This window comes from Verrucomicrobiia bacterium (genome assembly GCA_035946615.1).
GTDB lineage: Bacteria > Verrucomicrobiota > Verrucomicrobiia > Limisphaerales > UBA8199 > DASYZB01.
In genome coordinates this window covers 60,955-81,643 of the sequence record DASYZB010000008.1, presented here as the reverse complement: position 1 = coordinate 81,643, position 20,689 = coordinate 60,955, and the positions used below count along the sequence as shown (strand labels likewise).

The 20,689-nt window shown below is 58.8% G+C and carries 14 protein-coding genes; 5 read left to right on the top strand and 9 right to left on the bottom strand.

Annotated features, from left to right (window positions below; all coding sequences use genetic code 11):
- Positions 1-196: 196 nt before the first annotated feature.
- A complete protein-coding gene (locus tag VG146_01035; GenBank protein ID HEV2390924.1) occupies positions 197-979 on the top strand; it encodes a cytidylate kinase-like family protein in 783 nt (260 codons plus the stop codon).
- 114 nt (positions 980-1,093) lie between these two features.
- On the top strand, positions 1,094-3,091 hold the full coding sequence (locus tag VG146_01030; protein HEV2390923.1) for a hypothetical protein: 1,998 nt from the start codon (positions 1,094-1,096) through the stop codon (positions 3,089-3,091).
- A gap of 59 nt (positions 3,092-3,150) precedes the next feature.
- Here VG146_01030 and VG146_01025 read toward each other — a convergent pair whose 3' ends face one another.
- Both VG146_01025 and VG146_01020 read right to left on the bottom strand, forming a co-directional pair.
- Positions 3,151-3,402 carry an anti-sigma factor gene (locus VG146_01025; GenBank protein ID HEV2390922.1) on the bottom strand — a complete coding sequence of 84 codons (252 nt, stop codon included), beginning with the start codon at positions 3,400-3,402 and terminating at the stop codon, positions 3,151-3,153.
- Positions 3,403-3,602: 200 nt separating this feature from the next.
- Positions 3,603-4,253: a sigma-70 family RNA polymerase sigma factor gene (locus VG146_01020; protein ID HEV2390921.1), complete on the bottom strand. Its 651-nt coding sequence runs from the start codon at positions 4,251-4,253 to the stop codon at positions 3,603-3,605.
- 249 nt (positions 4,254-4,502) lie between these two features.
- Between VG146_01020 and VG146_01015 the strand changes: the two genes are divergently transcribed.
- Positions 4,503-6,182 (top strand): hypothetical protein, encoded by a 1,680-nt coding sequence (locus VG146_01015; protein ID HEV2390920.1) that lies wholly within the window; start codon positions 4,503-4,505, stop codon positions 6,180-6,182.
- A complete protein-coding gene (locus VG146_01010; GenBank protein HEV2390919.1) occupies positions 6,179-7,615 on the top strand; it encodes a hypothetical protein in 1,437 nt (478 codons plus the stop codon). The genes VG146_01015 and VG146_01010 overlap by 4 nt, the downstream gene beginning before the upstream one ends.
- A 74-nt stretch (positions 7,616-7,689) precedes the next feature.
- Here VG146_01010 and VG146_01005 read toward each other — a convergent pair whose 3' ends face one another.
- The gene (locus VG146_01005) at positions 7,690-9,492 is read right to left on the bottom strand and encodes a DUF885 domain-containing protein (GenBank protein HEV2390918.1); all 1,803 of its coding nucleotides are present in this window, start codon (positions 9,490-9,492) and stop codon (positions 7,690-7,692) included.
- A gap of 197 nt (positions 9,493-9,689) precedes the next feature.
- Here VG146_01005 and VG146_01000 point away from each other — a divergent pair, with 197 nt between their 5' ends.
- Complete coding sequence (locus tag VG146_01000) at positions 9,690-10,802, top strand: Gfo/Idh/MocA family oxidoreductase (GenBank protein ID HEV2390917.1); 1,113 nt, start codon at positions 9,690-9,692, stop codon at positions 10,800-10,802.
- Between the two features lie 308 nt (positions 10,803-11,110).
- On the opposite strand, the gene VG146_00995 is transcribed toward VG146_01000, so the two are convergent.
- The 6 genes from VG146_00995 to VG146_00970 form a co-directional block, all read right to left on the bottom strand.
- Entirely contained in the window at positions 11,111-11,377 is a 267-nt protein-coding gene (locus VG146_00995) for a hypothetical protein (protein HEV2390916.1), read from the bottom strand.
- A gap of 34 nt (positions 11,378-11,411) precedes the next feature.
- Positions 11,412-13,064, bottom strand: coding sequence for a hypothetical protein (locus VG146_00990; GenBank protein HEV2390915.1), 1,653 nt, complete (start codon positions 13,062-13,064; stop codon positions 11,412-11,414).
- Positions 13,065-13,204: 140 nt separating this feature from the next.
- Entirely contained in the window at positions 13,205-14,788 is a 1,584-nt protein-coding gene (locus tag VG146_00985; GenBank protein ID HEV2390914.1) for a hypothetical protein, read from the bottom strand.
- A 101-nt stretch (positions 14,789-14,889) separates the two neighbouring features.
- The gene (locus VG146_00980) at positions 14,890-16,575 is read right to left on the bottom strand and encodes a glycosyltransferase family 39 protein (GenBank protein ID HEV2390913.1); all 1,686 of its coding nucleotides are present in this window, start codon (positions 16,573-16,575) and stop codon (positions 14,890-14,892) included.
- Complete coding sequence (locus VG146_00975) at positions 16,572-18,134, bottom strand: hypothetical protein (protein ID HEV2390912.1); 1,563 nt, start codon at positions 18,132-18,134, stop codon at positions 16,572-16,574. The genes VG146_00980 and VG146_00975 overlap by 4 nt, the downstream gene beginning before the upstream one ends.
- 122 nt (positions 18,135-18,256) lie before the next feature.
- Positions 18,257-20,554, bottom strand: coding sequence for a hypothetical protein (locus tag VG146_00970; GenBank protein HEV2390911.1), 2,298 nt, complete (start codon positions 20,552-20,554; stop codon positions 18,257-18,259).
- Positions 20,555-20,689 lie beyond the last annotated feature (135 nt).

Genomic DNA, 20,689 nt, shown 5'->3' with positions numbered 1-20,689 from the left:
ACAAGTGGGTAAAAAGGGCAGGAAATAAAGCGAATTATGGTTTATTATACTTTGGTACGGAAGCGGCTCTTCCCGAACGGGAAATGTTGGGCCATGCCCGTTCCGTTTGGACCCAGCGGATTACCCACAGGAAAAGTTGTGGGGAGGAGCAGGGGCCGTTTTTGAATTCAAGAAACAATGTGGATGGAGAAAATGTATGCCGATAAGTATCGGAAAGAAATTAGCAAATATTCATAGCTATCCGAAGCAGATCGAACCTCTGATTTGGACCGGCCCTCGAGAACCGAAGCGGTTGGCGTTGGCGCTTTCGGCCCAGGCAGGCTCGGGCGCATTTCCCATTGCGCGGCGGGTGGCGGAAAACCTGCAATCACGCGCGCCGGCTCCCACGCCAGCCTGGAGGGTATTTGACAGGAATCTTGTGGCGAAGGTGCTGGAAGACCATCACCTGCCAATGCGCCTGGCCAAATTCCTCCCCGAAGACGCCCACAGCGCGGTGGATGAAATGATGGACGAAATCTTCGGTTTGCATCCTCCTTCCTGGATGCTGGTCCAGCAGTCCATCGAGACGATCCACAAATTGGTCGAGGAAGGCAATGTCGTCATCGTGGGATGGGCCGTGAACGCCATTGCCCGTGATTTGCCCAACGTCCTTCATGTGCGGCTTGTCGGGTCGATCGAACGGCGCATTGCCCGCATCCAGGCCCGGGACCAGGTGAGCCGCAAAGCAGCGCGAGGCTGGATCGAGCGCGCCGACCGCGGGCGCGCTCGCTATTCCAAACACTATTTCCAATCCCCGGTTTCGGATGTGCTGCTTTACGATCTAACGATTAATACGGATCACCTCTCCGATGCGCAGGCGGCGGCCATCATTAGTGACGCCCTGATGATGCGTCAGACATCATTGGGCTCCACCGCGCCTATTCTTGCGGCTGCAAAGGCCGCGAGCAAACCCCAACACGAAGTCTTGTCCACAGTCTGAAAGCCAGTATGAATTGCATTCATGGGTTATACGTCTTATACTTAGTTGAACTCAGAAGGGGAGGCAGTGCAGAGAAGTTGGCGTAAAGTGTATATTGAAAAATGGCCCTGGACTATGAAGGCATTATCAAAAGTCTCCTGGAGCTGGTTGGTTGTAAGCTCCCTGTTGTCAGCAGCTTGGGGGCAACCGGCAGTGACAAATCCACCGCGCAAGAACGCTGCCATAGAAGCCATCGAGCAGGCGCCTGATCCATCCGCAGCCGTGGCCGCCTACGCCAGCGGCTTTGCCACTGATAAGAACAATCCCAAGCTTTACGAGGCCTACGTCAGCCGCATGATTGACCTGGGCCTGCCCGAGATTGCGTTTCACCAGGCCCAAACCCTGACTACCCTGGACCCGAACAATGGCATCGGCTGGGGCGTTGTGGCCTATGTGGATGCGAGGCGCGGCCAAATGCCGGAGGCTATTTCAGCCATCAACCTGGCAGGCCAACTTGATCCCGAAAACGTCTTTGTCGCCCACACTGCCGGTGAGATTGTCGCCTGGTACGACATGAAGGCGGATAAGACGAGCATGCCGGCCAACACGAAAGATGGTTTAGCCAAGGTGCGCAACCTTCTTCTGGGTCGCCCCTCTTATCTACAGGCTTATAATACCGCCAAGAATGCTTATCAAAGTCAGGCCAGCACCCAAGGGGCAACCGCGGCCCCCGGCTCTACTCCAAGCAATACACCCAACCCGCAGCCTGCGCCCGCGCAATACCAGCAATACCAATATCCGCCTCAGGTCCCCGCGGCGCCTCAAGTCGGCCCGGCGCCAGAGGTCGCGCCCGCCCCTCAGGCGTTGTATTCGGACCAAGTCGCTCCGTTGGGCTACGAGGCCCCAGCCCCCGTTTATTATCCTCCGTCCTACGCTCCGGACTATTATGCCTCTCCTGATTATTATCCTTATTATGATACGAGCCCTGATTTCTATTTTGACTGGGGCCCGAACTGGGTAGCCCCTACCCCATGGTGCTGGTGGGCTCCTTGCGGGTTCTGGGGCGGCTGCAACTTCTACCCCTTCGGCTTCGGCTCGGTTTGTTTGTTTGATGGCTTCGGTGATGATGGGTTTTGGGGTGGTGGACGCTTCGGAGATAGGTTCGGCGACCGGGACCGGTTCGGAGGCCGATTCGGCGACCGCTTTGGAAATCGCTTTGGAGATCACAACGGCCTAACGGCGGGGCGCGGCGGGGCGTTTGGGAATCGCAACAACTCCGGTTTTTGGCACAACGGTCGAGGTGGGAACAGCTTTTTCGGAACACCCGCTCGTCCGAACGGCTCACTAGCCCAGTTCAGCCGAGTCAATTCCCAGAGCCGTATTGGATCCAGCACGGCAACCAGCGGCAGAAGTTGGTGGGCGAGGGCTGGCCAGCAACGCAGCGCCTCTCTGGCCGGCAGAGCCTCGACATTTGGTCGCAGCGCCAACATGAGAACATTTGCGAGTTCTGCCACCGCCCCTCGTGGCGGCACCAGCAGTGCATGGGCTGGTCGAAGCTGGACAGGCGCTAACGGAGCTTATCGCAACGGCGCAAGCGCCTATGGTGGCCAAGCGTCTCGGGCCTCGGCTTACAACACGGCCCGAGCCGGCTCATTCGGCTCGTATCGAACGGCGCCATCTGCCGGCAATGCGTGGAGCGGCTACCGCACTCAGACTTACGCCGGCAACGGGTACAGCGCTCAAAGCTATGCCGCCCCGAGGTATTCGGCCCCGGCGGGCGGGGCTTATAGAGGATATTATGGAAGCTATGGAAACCGTTCTTACGGCGGTGGACGCAGCTTCGCAATGAATTCCGCGCCGCGCTCTTACGGTGGCGGCGCCTATGGCGGTTTTCGCGGAGCCAGCCCTTCGCGTTCATGGGGCGGCGGTTATAGCGGTGGAGTCCGCGGTGGCAGCTTCGGGGGCTCCCATATTAGCAGCTTCGGCGGTGGTGGCGTCCGTGGCGGCGGCTTCGGGGGTGGCGGATTTCATGGCGGCGGCGGTGGTGGTTTCCATGGCGGTGGCGGCGGAGGTTTCCATGGGGGCGGCGGCTTCGGTGGCGGCGGTCATGGGGGCGGGGGCGGCCATCGATAAGGGCTCGCAAGCGAGGGGCAAAACCTGAAGCTCCCTTCCCGCGCTCCACGCTCCCCCAGCTAAGACGCCCGCGGCGGGCGGTTCTGTTTCCATTTCTCACGCACCAAGGCATGCAGGCGCCCGCGGAATTGGGAGGGCAGTTCGTAGGGCTCCCCTGCTTTGTAGAGAGTGATGGTCTTGCGAATATTATCCACAACGACCTGGCAGGGATTGCAGCCAGCCATGTGCTTGTCAAATTCCTCGCAGATGGCAGGGTCCACCGTCCCATCCACGTATTCGTTTAACAGAGCGAGCAGTTCTTCACACCTCATACGATCATGCTTGCCTTAGTATCGAGCCATCAAAGCACAAAAAGTTACACCCTCGAGAGCCTGTTTTAAAAAGCGAGTTTCCGCCATTCGTCCTCGTGGTCGTCCTCGTTCTCGAAAGACCTGAAAATCGAGGACGAAGGACGAGGACGAGGAGGAGCGGGACCCCTCCATTTTCAAAACACGCCCTGACATCTCACCCTCTAATGCTTGTGATCCGCCGCCCGCTCAACTCGCCGCTCCGGGTCGCCCAATGCTCGGGTCAGCAACTCCCGGAGCTGCAGACGTGCCCGGAGCAGACGCACCTTGGTATTGGCCTCGGTTAGCCCCAAGGCCTCGGCGGTTTCTTTGATGGATAATCCCTCGACATCGCGCAAAAGGAAGACCAGGCGATGTTTCTCATCCAGAGCTTCGAGGGCTTCATCCAGCAGACGCCGGACTTCGTTTCTCTGGACCAATTCTTCGGGCGATTGCCGCCAATCGGCAATGTATTCCGGATGGGGCACATGATCGGGGGCATTGGTGTCCTCCGAGCCTTCATCCAGTGAGACGGTCTGCAGCCCTTTGCGTTTGCGGATTACCTTCAGGACGGCGTGCGTGGCGATCCGCAAAAGCCAGGTGACAAAACTCGCCTCGCCGCGAAATCCGTTTAGATTCTCCAGGGCGCTGAGAAAGGTCTGCTGCGTCACGTCTTCGGCGTCCTGCTCCTGGCGCAGCATGCGCAAGGCCAGCGAATAGACACGGCGTTCGTAGCGATTGATCAATGTCTCAAAAGCATCCAAATCCCCATCCTTGGCCTGCAGCACCAAAGCGGAGTCCTCGAGAGCACCGAGATTGTTGTCCATCAGGGCCATGGCCGTTTTGCAAAGAATGCGTCCAAGGGCTGCAAAGGCAAGTGAAGTTTTTTTGGTTTGGATTGGCTCATCACCTTTCTTGAACAGGAATTCCTCTTGGAACGTCGAATGCTTCTGATATTCTGAATTTTGAGAATGAATTGGCGGCCTGCAGTGATTATCAAAATGCTAAATCCCACAGGCGCGTACCGAGGGATTTTCCAGGCTGACATCGATTGTTTCTAACTTATATTGAGCTGGGATAAATTAATGAACCGTTGGACATGGACCTTAACTTGCGCCGTCCTTGGTCTGGCGATGCTTGCCTGTGGGTTGCTGATGCCTGTACATTTGCGAGCGGTCGATGGGAGCATCCTCCGCAAGGCGAGCGACCACACCCCTACCCTGATTGACCAGGGTTTGGACCTCGTAAACGACAAGCAATTGGGGGCTGCCGAGTTGCTGCTCGGCGCCGCCCAGCAGGAACGCGTTCCGGGCAGGGAAAAGCTCTCGCAAGCAGTCTCGAAGCTGACGGCGCAGCACCCGGATTGGCAGGTCTGGGGTGGGGGCGAGTATCACCTGGATGTGCTCTTTACCAGCGACCCGCGTCTGCCCAAAACCGGCTCCGAGCCGCTCACCGAATGGATTATTCGCCAGCAAAACAGGCAGACCGTCCTTGAGCTGCTCAAGGCATCCTCACGTCCGGTCGTCCAGGAACTCCTCCAATGCCGCACATTGACCAATACAACCATTTTCTCGCCGTCCCAGTCCGCTTCCGGCCAGGCCCTGGATGCAGCCATCGGCTTGTGCGGCCTACTCCTTGAAGAAGGCCAGTTAACCTCGGGTCTCAACCACACCGTGACGGCCCTGGCTCAGCAAGCCAATCGCGGGCAGGGTTCGTTGCCTTTGGAGCACTTGCTGCTGGATTTGATGTCCCTGGGTCAACGCTTCAACTGGAGCCAACTCGTTGTATTCGTCCGGCCTATTCAGGATGCAGAAACCTTGCGTCTCTTTTCGAACCTCGTCCGCCAGGCCGACCGCCAACTGCCGATCATCTACGCCGCCGTGCAACTCTCCGGCCAGCCGGCCCGGGTGGCCAAGTACCTCATGGACTTCAGCCAAACCGGCCTGAATGACCTCGGCAACAGCCTCCGATTCGGCGCGGGCGGCGTTACCGAGCTGCTGCGACGAGACCAGGTCCTGTTTTTCTCCGGCTTGCCCGCCGTGGGATTGGATTGGTGTTTGCGGATGCCCCAGGTTGCGATGGGCCTGAAATGGTTTCTATACCTTGTCAGCGGCTTTTTGCTCGCCGCCTCCCTGCATTTTGCGCGACCACCGGCCTCGACGCTCGAGCAGCCGCTGCAGGTGCGTGGAATCCACATTGCCCGCGAAATCTTGTTCGCGCTGGGGTTTTTGCTGGTGGTTCTTCTGCTCACCGAGCCGTTCTTGTCCCAGGAAAGCCAGAGAATTGATTTTCCGTTCCGTCTCCATCTGCCCATGGTGGGCAGCGTGGTTCCTGCTGGTGCTATCAACAATAACAAGTCATTAACGTTTATGAATAACCTGAGTCTATTGACCCTGCTGCTGTTTTTCGTGCTGCAGTCCTTATTGTATTTGGCCAGCCTCTTTAAGCTGGCTGAAATCCGGCGCCAGAAGGTGTCGTCGCGCATCAAGTTGAGGCTGCTCGAGAACGAGGACCATCTCTTTGATGCCGGCCTGTACCTGGGGTTTGTGGGCACCATCATCTCGCTCATCCTGGTTTCATTGGGGGTGATCAAACCGAGCCTGATGGCGGCCTATTCCTCCACCTCCTTCGGCATCATCTTCGTATCCATCTTTAAAATCTTTCACCTCCGGCCAGTGCGCCGCAGGCTCGTCCTCGAATCCGAGGCCTCATCCCCTGAACCGGTGCTGTCCGCCGGAACGGCCAGGCTGGCAACCACCTCATGAACCGCTCCATCTTAATCGTTATCTGCGATTTCCTCCTGGTCAGCTTGCTGGCCTTCTCAACGGTCGATATTAACAAGGCCGCTGACGAAGGCACCCCGCGCCAGGTCAAAATGGACATCGCGACCAAGCCGGCCGATAGCGGCAAAGACCTTGCCGGCGTCATGCGCCTGGCGCTCGAAGAAGAGCGCAGGAACCGGGACCAAATACTCAGCGAGTTAGCCAAGACCCGCGAGAACTCCACACATCAGGAGGCCCTTTTGGTTCAGCGCGAAAAGCAGGAGCAAGACCTCCAGCAGCAGCTTCAGTTGCGCGAGCAGGAGACGGTGCGTTTTCAGCAGGAACAGGCCGCCCTCCAGCAGCAGTTCGCCAGCGCTCAAACCAATATCGAGAACCTCAACCAACAACTCCACAGCACCTCAGTCGATGCCATCCTGTCGAAGGAGAAACTCGCCGCGATGCAGGCGGAGATGCAGAAACAGGCAGAGCAGGCGGCGGCGCTCCAGCAACAGCTTGGGCAATTGGCCCACAGTAACGAGGTCGTCCTTGCGCAGAAGCAGCAGTTGGCCGGCCAGCTCCAGGTCGCCGAGGTTGAGAAGAACGTTGCGGCCCAGCAGGTGGTCTCCATGCGTGAGGAGGTCAAGGTCGAGCGTGAGGAAAAGGCCAGGCTCGCCGAGGGCGTCAAGGCCCTGGCAACCAAGTCGGATGAACTGGCCCAACAGGTCCGCGAAAGCCGGCCACTGGCCCCCAATACCATCTTCAGCGACTTTCTCACCAATCGCGTTCAAGCCGAGTTCGACGCGAGCCGGGCCGGGCTTTTTGGCGAAGCAACGAAGAACCGCGGGACAGCCACGGTGCTGATAACCGATGGCGTGAATATTTATGCTTTGTGCCATGTGCAGGACACTCCGCTGACGCTCTGGAATCCGGGTACGGATTGGGAGGCGCTCACCGGCGACCTAAGCCGTGGCAAAGCAGCGGTGCCCATCCGATCGGTCATCTTTTGCCTGCGCGACCCGCGCGTGTTGCTGATTCCGCTTACCGCCGAGCAGGCGCGCCAGCTTGGTTGCAGGATTTATCACGTCGTTTCCGATCCCTATAAATTCCAGGATGCGGTGCTGGTTGGCGCGCGTGATGGATATTACGGCGAGTGCAAATTCGAGATCGATACCACCACCCCGGGTTACGTGCGCCTCAATCGCGGCATGCTCAAGGGCCTGTTTGGTCAATTCAACCCTTCCCGCGGCGATTTGGTGTTCAGCCGGACCGGTGAGTTTCTTGGAGTCATGGCAAACAGCAGCTATTGCATGATGATGCAGGATTTTGAAGGCGCAGCGGCAGTCCTGTTTGGCAAGGACGTGCGCACCCAGCACACCGGGGCTATCCTCTCGCAGCTTTATACGATGCTAACCGGGATGCCCAACAAGTTGCAGTAGCCTGGTGCTCCCACAATCGAAAATCTAAAATCAAAATTCAAAAATCCATTCCGTGGAATCCGTGGTCTCCTGGTTTAGAGCACCTGGTCCCACGTGCTTTTGTCTTTCAACATAGCCTCGCGCAGCAGGCGCAGGGGCGGGGCGCCGTGCCGAAGCATTTCGTTATGGAACCGCCTGAGCGAAAATCTCGCACCCTCCTGACGCTGGTAATCCGCCCGTAATTTGAGGATTTCCAGCTTGCCCACCGTGTAGTAGAGATACTCGGGGTCAAACGTGCCGCGAATGGCCTCGTCTCGGGCCGGTTTCTCCTCGTAATAGCAGTTGTCCTCGAAGAATCGTGTCGCTTCATCCACGCTCATGCCCTGGCAATGCATCTTGATGGAAACGCACAAACGGCACACGCGCAACAGCGCTTCATCAGCCTGCGCCACGCGGTACTTGGCGGCGGTGACCTGCTCCTCGCGAGTCGGAGATTTCGAGGGGCTGGCGCCGAACCCCTCATCGAGCATCATCTGTTCGCAGTAATGCGCCCACCCTTCGGTGAAGGCGTAGCTGGTGAGAATCTTCTCCAGCCTCGTTGCCGGCGAGGCGTTCAGGCACAGAAACTGCACGTAATGGCCCGGGTAAGCCTCATGGATTGAAGTCACGGCGATGTCGTAGTAATTGAACGCGCTCAGCCATTCTTCCTTCTGCTTGGGCGTCCAATCCGGTTCCACCGGGGTGACGTAATAATAGGCCTCGGCCGCTTTGGCCTCAAACGGCCCGGGCGTATCCATCGAGGCAAAACTGGTGGCGCGCAGGAATTGCGGCGTCTCCATCACCTGCGCCCGCACGGGCGAAGGGATGTTGATGATCCGCCGATCCACCACAAACTGGCGGATTTGTTCCAGGCCCTTGGCCGTGTCTGGAATCAACGCATCCGCTGCGGGATGCTCCTTTTGAATTGCTTGATACATCGCACTCGGTTTTTGGTTGGGGTCGATCTCGCGCGCTGCCTCCGCGAACACCCGCTGGTTGCGCCGCAGTTCGGCCATGCCCAACTCGAGCACCTTCTCCGGCGCCAAATCCAGCATCTCCCCGGATTGAAGCATCTTCACATACTTCTCACGGCCCAGGGCGAACGAATTATCCGCCTGGGGCAGTTTTTTCTCCTTGAGGTACGCCACGTACGCCCGCAGTTCTTGAATCGCGCGGCTGTTGGCCGCTTGGAAATCGGCCATCAGCTTTTGGTCTTTTACCTCGTGAAGCGTCTCAACCAGGTCTTTGCCCAGGAAATCCGCTGTGCCGTTGGCCTCTTCAATGGCCGTTTCCACCTCTGGCCGAGGCAGCACCTCGGCAAGATTCCTGCGCGCCGCGGCAAAAATATTCGGCGCCCGATCGAGGATGGCGATAATCGAACGCACCCGGTCGTCGAGCGGAGCGAAGTTGCGTTTGACGTAGATGCTCACGTCCAGTGCATCGGCGTAGGTCATCGGATTACGCGAATAGACCTGCATCTGCTCGAACCCGAATATTTCACGCTCAATCGCCCCGAGCAGAATGCGATAGTCGTAGTAAGGGGTGAAGCTCAACTGGGCGGTTTTCACCTCTGCCAGCCGCCGCTCGTAAGACTTTAAGCGCCCCAACTCGGTCTTGAGGGAGGCCTGGCTGAAATCGGTTATCTTGCCGTCATACTGGTGCAGCCCGAGTGTGGTTCCAACCAAAGGCCGCCATGCCAGGTAACCTGCAATATACTCATCGGCGAGCTGCGCAAAGGCAGCATCCTGAGCATCGCTTGATGTTGTGGGCTGGTCTGCCCGCGGGGCGGACGGACTCGATGATTTCGGCCGGGCGCAGGCGGCCAGCAACAGAAGCAAAACAAACGAGAGTGTCTTCACGGCTCATCTTTTAGCCGGTACGGGGCTGGAACTCAACTCTTGGCAGGCACAGTTTGCACGTGGTAGTTTCGGCGCTGAGTAAAACATGATGTCCAAAGCTCGCCCCGTGAGGGAAGACGGTCTGCATGAATTGTAGGCCGGGTCCCCTGCCCTGCGCATTTACTTTGGCATATCAACACAACAATTAAGACTTCAACATGAACACAGACCTCACCCGCCGCCAATTTCTTCGCACATCGAGCGCCGCCGCCCTGGCCGCCGCAGCGCTCCCCTCAGCCTGGGGCCAGGGCGACAAACAAACCACCATCGCTTTCGTTGGCGTCGCCCATATCCATACACCCGGCTATGTCAATTTGGTGAAGACTCGAAAAGACGTGCAGGTCAAGTCCGTCTGGGACCATGATCCCGCGCGCGCGGAGAAGAAGGCGACCGAGCTGGGCGCCAATGCCGTGCCTGACGTGAAACAAATCTGGGCCGACCCCGAAATTACGGCGATTGTGGTTTGCTCGGAAACCAACCGGCACCACGACCTGGTGCTGGCGGCGGCCAAGGCCGGCAAACACATGTTTGTCGAGAAGCCCCTTGGCATTACAGGCAAAGAAAGCCTGGCCATGGCCGAGGCGATTGAAAAGGCGCACCTGTTATTTACGACCGGCTATTTCAGCCGGACCGATCCGAAGCATCTGTTCCTGAAACAGGAAATCGCCCAGGGCAATCTGGGCAAGATTACCCGTGCGCGCGGTTCCAATTGCCATAGCGGCGCTCTCGAAGGCTGGTTTGACACCGATTATCGCTGGATGGCTGACCCCAAGATTGCCGGCGTGGGGGCCTATGGCGATCTCGGGACGCATAAACTGGACATCCTCATGTGGTTGCTCGGCGACATCGAGGCGGTAACGGCCGACATGCGGTCCGTCACTGGCCGCTACGGTAATTGTGACGAATCCGGCGAAGGCCTAATCCAATTCAGGAACGGCATCATTGGGACACTGGCGGCCGGCTGGGTCGATGTCGAAGACCCCGTTCAGTTGATCATCAGCGGGACCGAAGGCCACGCGTTGGTCTATGACAATCATCTCTATTACCGCAGCAAGCACCGGCCAGAAATTGACAGCAAGGACGCCTACACAAATTTGCCGCACGCACCCCGGGCGCCGTTGCACCAATTCCTCGATGCCGTTGCCGGAGCAAAAGACCAGCCCCTGGTCTCCCCCTCTGAGGCTGCCGCCCGGGTCGTCGTGATGGAAGCCATGTATAAAGGCGCCCAACACCGCAAATGGGAGAACATACCGGGGTCTGCTTTGGAGTGAGAACGTGGTTTTTAGCCGTAACCATGCGGCCGGTTCCTGGGGGGAGCGCCCGCCACGGTCCTGTGTGAAGTAATCATGTCAGCATTGTGTTTAGACTTGTCACTGGAGTTGTCACGCTTTTGTAAGATCAGACCCGTTCCGCCCAGCGGCAGTGGTGAGGTGCGGCGAGCCAAAGACGTCGGACAGGACACTGTATTGGCGTTCGCTCCAAAGGAGGAGAGTTCAACCGCAAGGTGGAAAGCTCTTACGTCCGCTAATTGGAAATCCGCGATACGGCAGGCTGGAAGTCTGCGCAACGCATTGGCTCATCATTCTTTCATCCCCAGTCTCTGAAGGATTGCCTTGTGTTCCATAATGTAGATGTAACGCGAAGCCAAATCGGGCCAGTGCTCGGGCAACGGTTGCAAGGCCTCTTCCGGGTGCTCACGGTTAGCGGCTCGGATGGCTCGCTGGATGTCCATCCCCTTGCTCAAATGCGCTACCACGGAATTATCGTAGTCGATCTCGGGCTGGGACCTCTCTCCGATAATTTCCTGCGCGCGCTGCAGATAGGCGTTAATCTCGTTTACGTTCATAGACAATCAGGCGCTCCAGCCACTACCACTTTATTCACCGTTTCACCAGCCAATTCAAGTACACTTCCAACTCTGTATATCCATCCGCGTTGATGGCATTCGCAACATTCGAATCGTTTAGCGGCAGCCCGTGGGCTTTCTTCCATTCGTCGGGAATGCCGTCGTTCGCGGCGTCCGCCGGGGGTTCACGAGAGGCATACGCCGGCAAGCCACCGACCTCGTTCTCATTACGAATGATCCGCCCAGTCCCGTTACGAACGTCCGACACGATCCGCGCATCCACCGCGTCGCGTTTGGGCAAGGTTGCGCCGGCTTTATCGAGAACCAGTTCAAAAGCCCCCTGGGCGGATTGCGTCTGCACGGGCGGGGCCGGAAACGGGGCCTGGGCCTGCAAAGACGGGTCGCCTTTCACCCCTTTCCAATTGTCAGCGCAGACAGCGGGCTTCCCCGCCATGACGTTGCCGCTGATATATATCGACGCCGGCAAGGCCACTTTCGGGTCGACGATGAAATAGGGCGGGCGTTGCGTCGTGGAGGCGCCTGGGCGCAGGTAGTTGTCGATGTAGTTCAACGTGCGCAGGTCGCCGTAGCCGCAGGTATGGCCCCAGTCATAGATGACGTTGTTGCGGAAATCGCACTGCACCGTGATGTCGCCCCAGCGCGGGACGCGGCTCAGCATGTGGGCGAAGAGATTGTGATGCCACGTGCTGCGGTCTCCCCCCACAATGCTGGCGAAGGGATGCCGCTGCTGATTGTTGCCTTCCGAATTGATGCACCACTGCACCGTGTACCGGTCAACCGAGCCCGAAGCGGACAGCGTTTCGGGGTTGCCCCAACTGCACGAGCAATGATCGACGATGAAATTGTCACTGTCATAGACGCGGAAGGTGTCGCACCGGAACTGGCCGGTATTATTTCCGGCGCGAACGCGCAAAAAACGGAGGATCACGTCATGCGTTCCCGAGAGCCGCAAAGCGTCCCCGCCGCTCTGGGTCTTCTTGATGCAAATGCCGTCACCCGGGGCAGTCTGGCCGGCGATGGTGATGTACGGTTCGCGGATTACCAACCCCTTCGTCTCGATCACCCCGCCCAGGTGCAGATAGTTGTAAACGCCGATGTGCAACCCGTCCTCCGCGACAATGCCGGACGCCTTGGTTCCGACAACGCGCACGGTGGAACTGCAACCGGCAGAAACACCCAACTCAATGTCTTTGGTGACGAGACTGCCACCCTCAATTTCAACATTGCCCCGGCCTCGCATGCCAGGGCCGCCCCCGCCCGAAACGAAGATAGTGCCGAGGAACAAATGGCCCGATTTTAAGACAAATCTCCCGTCCGAACCGTTGTACTTGCCCAGGTCGATGGCCCCGCTGACCGTCAGCGACGGCCCATCCAGGACCAGCGAGGCCAGGCTGTTCCCGCCGTCCCCCACGCTCAGGTGGTTGACCAGCACGTCCGCGCCCGCCAACTTCACCGGGCTCGGCTTCTCGTGCGTTCCGTTGATCCGGGCTTCAGCCGTTCGCGACGGCAGCGTGCCGCCCCACATCGCCGTGTCTTGCCAATCGCCCCCACCGCCCTTCCACTCGACCGTCGTTCCCGCCCACAACACCGTCGCGCCAGTCAGGGTCAGCACGCCTGCCGCCAGGATGGGGTACTTGGGGCCTATGCCGATTAAACGTCGCATCACAGTCTAAAGCGATAACCCGAACACAACCGAAACGACAACCAAAACGAGCAGGGCCGCGCCGCCAAACAGAAATGCTTTCCAGTTCTTCTTGTTCTCTTTGAGCATGCTTCATGGGCTAAAAGACCCGTTCCACCCGGCTTTCATTTCTTACGGTAGATAATGAAAGGCGCCTTGTTCGTGGTGGTCTCATACTGCCAGGTGTCGGGTTCAGGGATGCTGGCGCGGCGCGGGGAGGCGTGGACCTGGATGGTGATAGGTTCGTAGAACGGCGCCAGGACCTGGGGCAGTTCGAGCGGGTGCTGGTTCACCACGCCCGAGGCGCTCTCGGAGAGAATCCATTCGGGCAGCGGTTGGGTAATCGTTTCAAAACGGGCGTCCAGGACCCGCAACGGCGTGTAGAACTTCAAGGGAAATTCAGGGTCGGACACAGCCACCGTTTGGCCCGGCTTGGCCGCTTGATTCAGGAATCCCACCACGTCGGCGCAGCGGTCGGTGTAAGGGCGAGTGAAATGCGTGACATACTCGATAAATGGCCAGCGGAACGTGTGCTCGCCTTTCAACGGATAAAACGGGGCTATGGCAAAGAGATTACAGGCGCACTGAACACCCACGAGGCCCATGGCCAGGGACATCCGGCGCACATAGCGAAACACCCAAGCAGCGCCCAGCAGACAGGCCACCGGCAACAGAGGCAGCAGGTAGCGGATGAACGTCCCGGGCGGCGCCAATATAACGAGAATGTAGAGAGGCAACAATAAACTCAGATGAATTTCAAACGGGCGTATGGTTTCGGGGCTCTCGGCTGAAGTGCCCGGTTTGTTCACCGGGCACGCGCCGGTCTTTGTGGCTGCTTCCAATTCCCGCCCCACAGTCGCCTTGTTAGTTCGGGCCAACCGCCTCCGAACCAACACACCGGCTGCGGGCAACAGCAGAAAACTCCAGGGCATCAAATGGAAATTGAACTCACTCAGGTAGTACCAGGCCTTCCATGCTAGGTTTTGGTGGGTCAAAGCCCCCGACTGCCGCCAGGAGTGCGCGTAAAGCACCCATGGAATGGCGCAGACGCAAAGCAGGACGACGCTCAAAACGACTCGGAACGCCATCGGCTTTTGCTTCTTGCAAAGCGTCCAGGCCAAGGGCGCCAGCAGCGGCAGGTTCGCCGCCGCTACGATATAATTACTGTAAAATTGCAGAACCAACGCCAGCGACAATGTCCACGTCCCGGCTCTCTTGCCGGCGAGCAGTTGGTAAATCCCGTAAATGAAGAGTATCTCCCCAAGGACCGAGACCGAGTAATAGCGGCACTGGCGAGCATGGAGGAGGAACACTTCCGAAGTGGCGACCAGAAGAGATGCGGCAATCGCGACCCGATGATCGCGATAAATTCGCCAGGCGACCAGCGCCAGCAGCCCGAGCGAGCCCCAGGCAACCAGCGCAAACAGCACGCGCCCGGCCCAGGTGGTTGGACCGAACATGTAAAATCCAGCCGCAGCGATGTACTGCTGCAACCAGGGTGACCAGGTCCAAACATCATGCGCGTTGGCATCAAACCCGGCCCCATAAAGGCTCAGGCGGTTGGCGCCGTCGAATGTTCTGGGAATGCCGAAGCGCAAGACATTCCTGGCCAGCGTGGCCGTCTCGGCTTCATCACCCCAAAAGAGCCGCCCGTCGAGATTGCAGAAAAGCAGCAGGAACGCGCCCACAAACAAGGCGATATAGACCATCGGCAACCAGCTCCGGCTTGGCCTTTGCCAAGACCCCGCTTTTGCTGGGGCCGCGCGAGGAGCGGAGCCCTTTCTGGCAGAAGGGAGTGTCTGCTCGCGCTTCACCGGGCCTCCTGCAGCGGTTGGGGCGCTGGTCTGCTCTTGTAGATTTGCAACCATTGATCCGAGCGCGGGTTATTCGTCCCCGACCAGGAAAATTGGGTCGTCCCATCCGGCAGGATATCGACCAGGCCCACCGAATCGAGGTGCTCCTGGCGATAATTAATAAACCACTCCATGACCGACACGTCGGAGCCCGGTTGGGGCAGCCAGGAAGAAGGCTGGGAAACGAATACAAAATAATCCGGTTTGGCCTGTTGCAGTTCGTGAATCATCTCCTGCTGCATTGCCCTCGCATACGGCTGCGGTTCCATCAGCGGGTAAGTATAGACATAACCCGTGGCCGAACGGCGATGGCTGTAGAAATAAATCTCGGGCTCCGAACCGACTACCGCCACGCGCGCGTCGGGCGGGCAATGCGACTTCAGGTAGCGCCCGATCTCGATTGCCTCGGGAAACGGGTTCAACGCATAAATATCCCGCGAAATTTGGGTTGGTGTCAGGCGGAAAAAAATCGCGCGGGAACGATAAAAGAGCCCCAGCGCCGCCAAACCAAACACAAGCACCGGCAGCGCGCCCAGCAGCCGCCGTTGTGTTCCCATCAAATCCGGTCCAGCGCGCACGCTCACGGCTATAAGCAATGCCACCGCGGGAAATAGCACGATGAAATAATGGCCTCGGAAGTACCAGCCCGGACAAACTGCAACGAAAGAAAAAAACAAAAAGCTAAGGATGAAGAATCGCCACGGGCGCAATGACCGGTCGAACCAAAGCAGCGTCAAACCCACTGCGGCAAGGGCCCATAAGGCGGGTGCGGCGCGGACCAGGTTCATGCCGTTCGAGAACAGCCGATGCAGGCCTGCCATGGGTGTAAGAATGTTTACGTAGGCCCTGCTATACACGAAGGTCCATTCCCAAAACCGGTGGAAAACTCCCGCCCCTGCCAACCACCAGGCCGTGAGGACCAAAGGCAACAAACCGCCTGCCACCAGGCAACCCAGGCGTTGCGCAAACCGGCTCGAGTTCCTGCCCGGTTGCGAGAGTTCCTCGTATCCAACCCAAACGACACCGAAGAGGCCAAATGCCGCGCCGGCTTGCTTCATCAGAGCCGCCAAACCAAACAGGATTCCGGCCAGAACAAAGCGCCATCGAGCTCGAGGTTCCTCCCGGTGTTCGAGCAGAAGGACGCCGCCCAGCGCAGGCAGCAGAACAAAATGGGTTGCGTGAGCAGCCAGGCCGAAACTGGCCGGAATAATCGCCAGGAGCGCGAAAGCGACGGAAGCGACGAGGCCTGCGACGGTTCCTGCGATGCGCCGCGCGAGAAAGAAAAGGAGCGCTGCAGTGGCCAGATTCGTTAGCAGCAACCCCAGGTGAATGGCGGCGATGCTCTGGCCAAACAAACCCATGATGCCGGCATAGGCTGCGAACGTGCCAGGCCATTTCATGCTGTAGAGGTCCTGGTAAGGGGGAATTCCTTCGAGCAAAAGCTGGCCTGCGTAGGCGTATTCGCCTTCATCGCGTTCCAGCGGCGTGTGCAGCAGGCGAATTCGAACAAAAACGACCAAGGCCAAAACAACCAAAAGCCCCAGCGCGATGTAGAGGGCGGGCCTATTGGCGCCAGCCTGGGCCCGAGCTTCAACCTTGAACGTTCGACGCCCGGCCTTCGATGTGCGTTGTTCGACGTTCAATGTTCGATGTTCGACCTGGCAGCGGTCCCTTGCACCCCCGCCGTAACCCTCACGAACTGTTTACTCCCGGTTTTATCCTTGTTTACGGCTAGCATGCTAAAGCTCTTCACGCTCCCCGAGTCAGCAGGCGGAACGAGGACCTGCCCGTAGGGATTGCTTTCCTGACCATCAACAACCAAAACCGAGCCATCCTCACGTCCGGCCAAAAACCCAAAATGCGCGCCATCGTCGCTGAAACAGAACGGTCTCAGAGCGATGCCGACGTACTCTTTGCTGCTCTTGCCGTCCAGGATGACACACCAGGCCGTCCCTCGTTGGACGGCATAGGCCCAGTGCCGGCTATCCGGGCTGAATACAATCCCGTGCGCGCCAAATCCGTTGTACGGCTCGCTTTCCTTGTCATCGACTACAGCTACCGATTTCCCTCGAAGACCCGCTGAGAAGGCGAAGTGTTTGCTGTCCGGGCTGAAAACCAGGGTGTGCGCGCCGATGCCATCATAGCGGGCGCTCTCTTTGCCGTCCTCGACCACAAACCACTGATTGCTTCGCAGAACTGCATAGGCGACATGCTCGCTGTTTGGACTGAACAAAAGGCTGTCGGCCATAAGGGCGTCGTAGGCCGGGCTCTCATGTCCATCCACAACCATGCGCCAGCCACCGCGATAACCGCCCCAAGCCATCCGCCGACCATTCGGGCTGAAGGCCAGGCACCCGCTCGTGAATAATTCAAACTCCTCGCCCGGCTTGCCATCCACATACACACGCATTTTCCGGGTCAGTTTGCAGGCGGCGAACATCGAGTGCTGGCTGTCCGCGCTGAAAATGACTCCTCCGTTGAGGACAGCGGCGAAGTCAGTCGCTTTTCCATCGAGCACGACGGCGTAGGAGTCGGCTCGGGGCACGACGTAGCCATAATGCCGGCCATCCGGGCTAAAGCGGAATGGACCGGTGCCATCGCAGGGCATGTCTTCCTTCCCGTCGATAACCATGAAACAATTCGTTTTGTCCAGAGCCGGGTAAGCGAGGCGCCGGCTGTCCGGGCTGAACAACGGGACGGTTCGGCCAATCCGCTCGTAGCCTTTGCCTTCCTGGCCATCGAGGACCGCAAGCCATTTGCCCTGTTGCCTGGCCATATAAGCCAGGTGGCGGCTATCGGGGCTAAAGGCCACGCACCCCGGTCCAATGCCTTCATAGAATTTCTGCGGCTTCCCGTCCAACACCGCCACAGACCGCTTGCCGCGCCTGCCCACATAAACCAGGTGCTGGCTATCGGTGCTGAAGAGCACGTCGCTGATTTTATCGTAGGGTTCGCCCTCGACGCCATCACGCGAAACAATCCATTTTGTGTCCTCTTCGAACGCAAAGGCCAGATGCTGGTTATCGGCACTGACCTTGAGTTCAGCCAATTTCCCAGAGGGAAACCCGGCTAAAGGCCATTCCTTGAAAACGACAGGGCGATTGGTTTGCGTGATGTGAGTTGGCGTCGCACCGGCGGATGCTCCGAAGCAGACGCCAAAAACGAGCGAAAGAGCAATGAGGAAAAAATGTATTTCTTTCATGAATGTAGGAGACGACGTAAGGAGTCTCTGATCATAAGCCAGACGGCGGACAGTTTTCTTCAGAGACTCCTTACGTCGTCTCCGACAAAAGTGTGGAACCCGCATTGTCATTGCCTCGCCGATCAAAATCCCAACTCGACCTGGGGCTTGCCTTCCATGCGCAGGATGAGGCGGCCCTCTTTTTCGAGCAGTTGATGCGGCGGGGCGCACTCCGTGAGTTTGCCATTGATTTTAATCTGCGGCTTTTTAGTCAGGCCATTCACCAGCACATAATAGGGTTTGTCCAGCCACGTATCGACCTCAAACCGCACGCGGCCTGGCTGCTCGGTGGGATTCTTGATTTCACCAGGCGCGTGGACCCGCACCCCGTTTTTTTGAAAGGACCAGAAATCATAAACCGGCGTTTGGCCAAAGTAACGCACGGCGCAGGCCTCGACCGTGGCAGGGTTTATAGCCGGCCCGTTGCGGTGTTGAGTCCGCAGCACAAAGGAGTCGGGCAGCAGGCCCTGCAGGTCTGTGTCGCTTGGCGGCCAGGTTTGTTGAATCCCGGAGATGGTGATGCCATCGGCCACTTTTTTCCATGGACCACCGGGCTCGACGCGTTCGAGCCGGTAGAGGGCATCGGCATAAACCAGGCCGCACCATTGAACCGGCAGCCCGAGCCAAACAGGCGCCTGCCAATGCGTGGCGCCAAAGACGGCGATAGTGGCGTACAGCCCAACCGGGTGCGCTGTTGGACTGACCAGATACACGAACGGCAGACCGGTCCAGGCCCAGTACTGGGCCTGTTCAAGGAAAGCGCGGTCGCCGCTCAATTGGAAACCCAGCGTGTAAGCGCGCACCATCAGCGCCGAGGCGAGAATATCAGGGGTGTGCAGGGGGCATTCCCAGGTCTGGGCGCCACGTGGAACGCCGTTGCGGAATTTGTCCATCGCCCGGAGCCGTTTGAGGCCGGCGTCAATGAGCGCAGAGTCGCCTGAAAAGGCCGCCGCTTCCAGCAAATCAACCACCGAGCGCGCAGTCAACCCGGTGGCTTCATGGCTGAAATGGGTTTTGCTGAAATCCGGTCCGCCGGGGCGCGGATGATAGATGACCGAACCATCCGGCTCGAATACCGACAGCACGGCGCGCCCGGCCTGCTCGGCGCGCGCGGCGTTCTCGGCCACATCGCCATAGACCAGCGACGGCGCGGGATAGCGCACGTGGCCGATGCCCGCTGCATTCAGGTCCGCCGGGGGCACTTCCGCGATGACTTGCTTGGCAGCTTCCCTCAAGCGCTGGGCCAATTCGGCCTGCTCTGTATGGGCGGCAAGCCAGTCCATCCACATGCCGGCGTCGGCTGCATGGCCAAGTGGGAAATGACCGCCAGCCACCGCATGATGAAACAGAGCGCCTTCGCGGATTTTTGAATTGAGCCAGCCGCCGGCGGCGGCCGGGGCATAATGCGCCAAATCGAAGCTTGGCGCCGGCAACGGCGGCAGACCGCGCAGCGAGACGTACTGCTTGAGGGCAGGAACAACGCTGTCGCCTTTGCCGCCCAGCAGGGTGGCGCGCAACGAAACAGGCTGGCGCGCGTGAAGCAACTGGCTCATGCGCGGCAGGAGACTGCCCTCCTGCCGGTTCTTTCCGTCCGACCCCGGAAAGAGCAGGCCCATAACATGGCCGCCGGAGCCAAGGAACCGGTCGGGCGAATCAAAGAGCGCCGCCAGATAAGGCCGCATTTGCCACACCAAAGCCAGGTAACAGCCGTCGTTCTGAATAGCCATGAGAGGGAAGGTGATTTTCAAATCGTCCGGCACCTGCCGTTTCGACGCCGGACCGATTACGTCGGCTTCCGAGCTGCTGGGCTCATTTTCCAAATACTCCAATCCTGCAAACAGCGCCTGCCCTTTCGTGGTTCCGAAACTACCGGCCCCGGGGAAAAGCATCAGCATCGGCAGAAACGCCACCGCGCGGTCGTGGTCAACGCCGACCTCCACGTTAAAATGAATGGCTCCCGGGATCGACCCGGGAGTGAGTTGCTGCTCGATTTGCCAGCGCGCGCCATCGGCATCCAGGCATTCGAACGTGGCGCGGATGCCGTTGGCCTGCTTGTGGACGGCGAACGTCCTGTCTGCGGCGCTGCTCAAATCCAGCCAGCGCAGTTGGCCATCCAGGACATAACCGAGCATGGGATGGTTCTGGCCGATGGCCATCGCTTTTCCTGCTACCCTGATAACAAAGGCGCCCAAGGCATTTGGGGTTTGGGTTAGTTCAAGGTCTTTGGAACGAACGTTCACCGCGGCAGCGGTGACTTGTGGCTGGCTTGGCGATGCCCATTGGGGGGGCGCGGCGTTTGTCGGGAGAACAGGGCTTGGGCCGGTTTGGGCGCCCGATACAGCCGCCGCAAAACTCGCCAGCAAAATGAAGGAAAGCTTCATAAGGGCAGGATGAAGGATGAGGGATGAAGGATGAAGCTCAAAAGCGACCCGGAACATCGAACATTGAACGCCGAACCTCCAACCTTGAACGCAGAGGACCCCACGTTCGACATTCGATGTTGGACGTTGAATGTC

Excerpts from the sequence above, each read along its gene's own strand:
- VG146_01035 (HEV2390924.1), top strand. The coding sequence starts at position 197 with ATGCCGATAAGTATCGGAAAGAAATTAGCAAATATTCATAGCTATCCG.
- VG146_01030 (HEV2390923.1), top strand. The coding sequence starts at position 1,094 with ATGAAGGCATTATCAAAAGTCTCCTGGAGCTGGTTGGTTGTAAGCTCC.
- VG146_01025 (HEV2390922.1), bottom strand. The coding sequence starts at position 3,402 with ATGAGGTGTGAAGAACTGCTCGCTCTGTTAAACGAATACGTGGATGGG.
- VG146_01020 (HEV2390921.1), bottom strand. The coding sequence starts at position 4,253 with ATGGCCCTGATGGACAACAATCTCGGTGCTCTCGAGGACTCCGCTTTG.
- VG146_01015 (HEV2390920.1), top strand. The coding sequence starts at position 4,503 with ATGAACCGTTGGACATGGACCTTAACTTGCGCCGTCCTTGGTCTGGCG.
- VG146_01010 (HEV2390919.1), top strand. The coding sequence starts at position 6,179 with ATGAACCGCTCCATCTTAATCGTTATCTGCGATTTCCTCCTGGTCAGC.
- VG146_01000 (HEV2390917.1), top strand. The coding sequence starts at position 9,690 with ATGAACACAGACCTCACCCGCCGCCAATTTCTTCGCACATCGAGCGCC.
- VG146_00995 (HEV2390916.1), bottom strand. The coding sequence starts at position 11,377 with ATGAACGTAAACGAGATTAACGCCTATCTGCAGCGCGCGCAGGAAATT.
- VG146_00985 (HEV2390914.1), bottom strand. The coding sequence starts at position 14,788 with ATGGTCTATATCGCCTTGTTTGTGGGCGCGTTCCTGCTGCTTTTCTGC.
- VG146_00975 (HEV2390912.1), bottom strand. The coding sequence starts at position 18,134 with ATGAAAGAAATACATTTTTTCCTCATTGCTCTTTCGCTCGTTTTTGGC.
- VG146_00970 (HEV2390911.1), bottom strand. The coding sequence starts at position 20,554 with ATGAAGCTTTCCTTCATTTTGCTGGCGAGTTTTGCGGCGGCTGTATCG.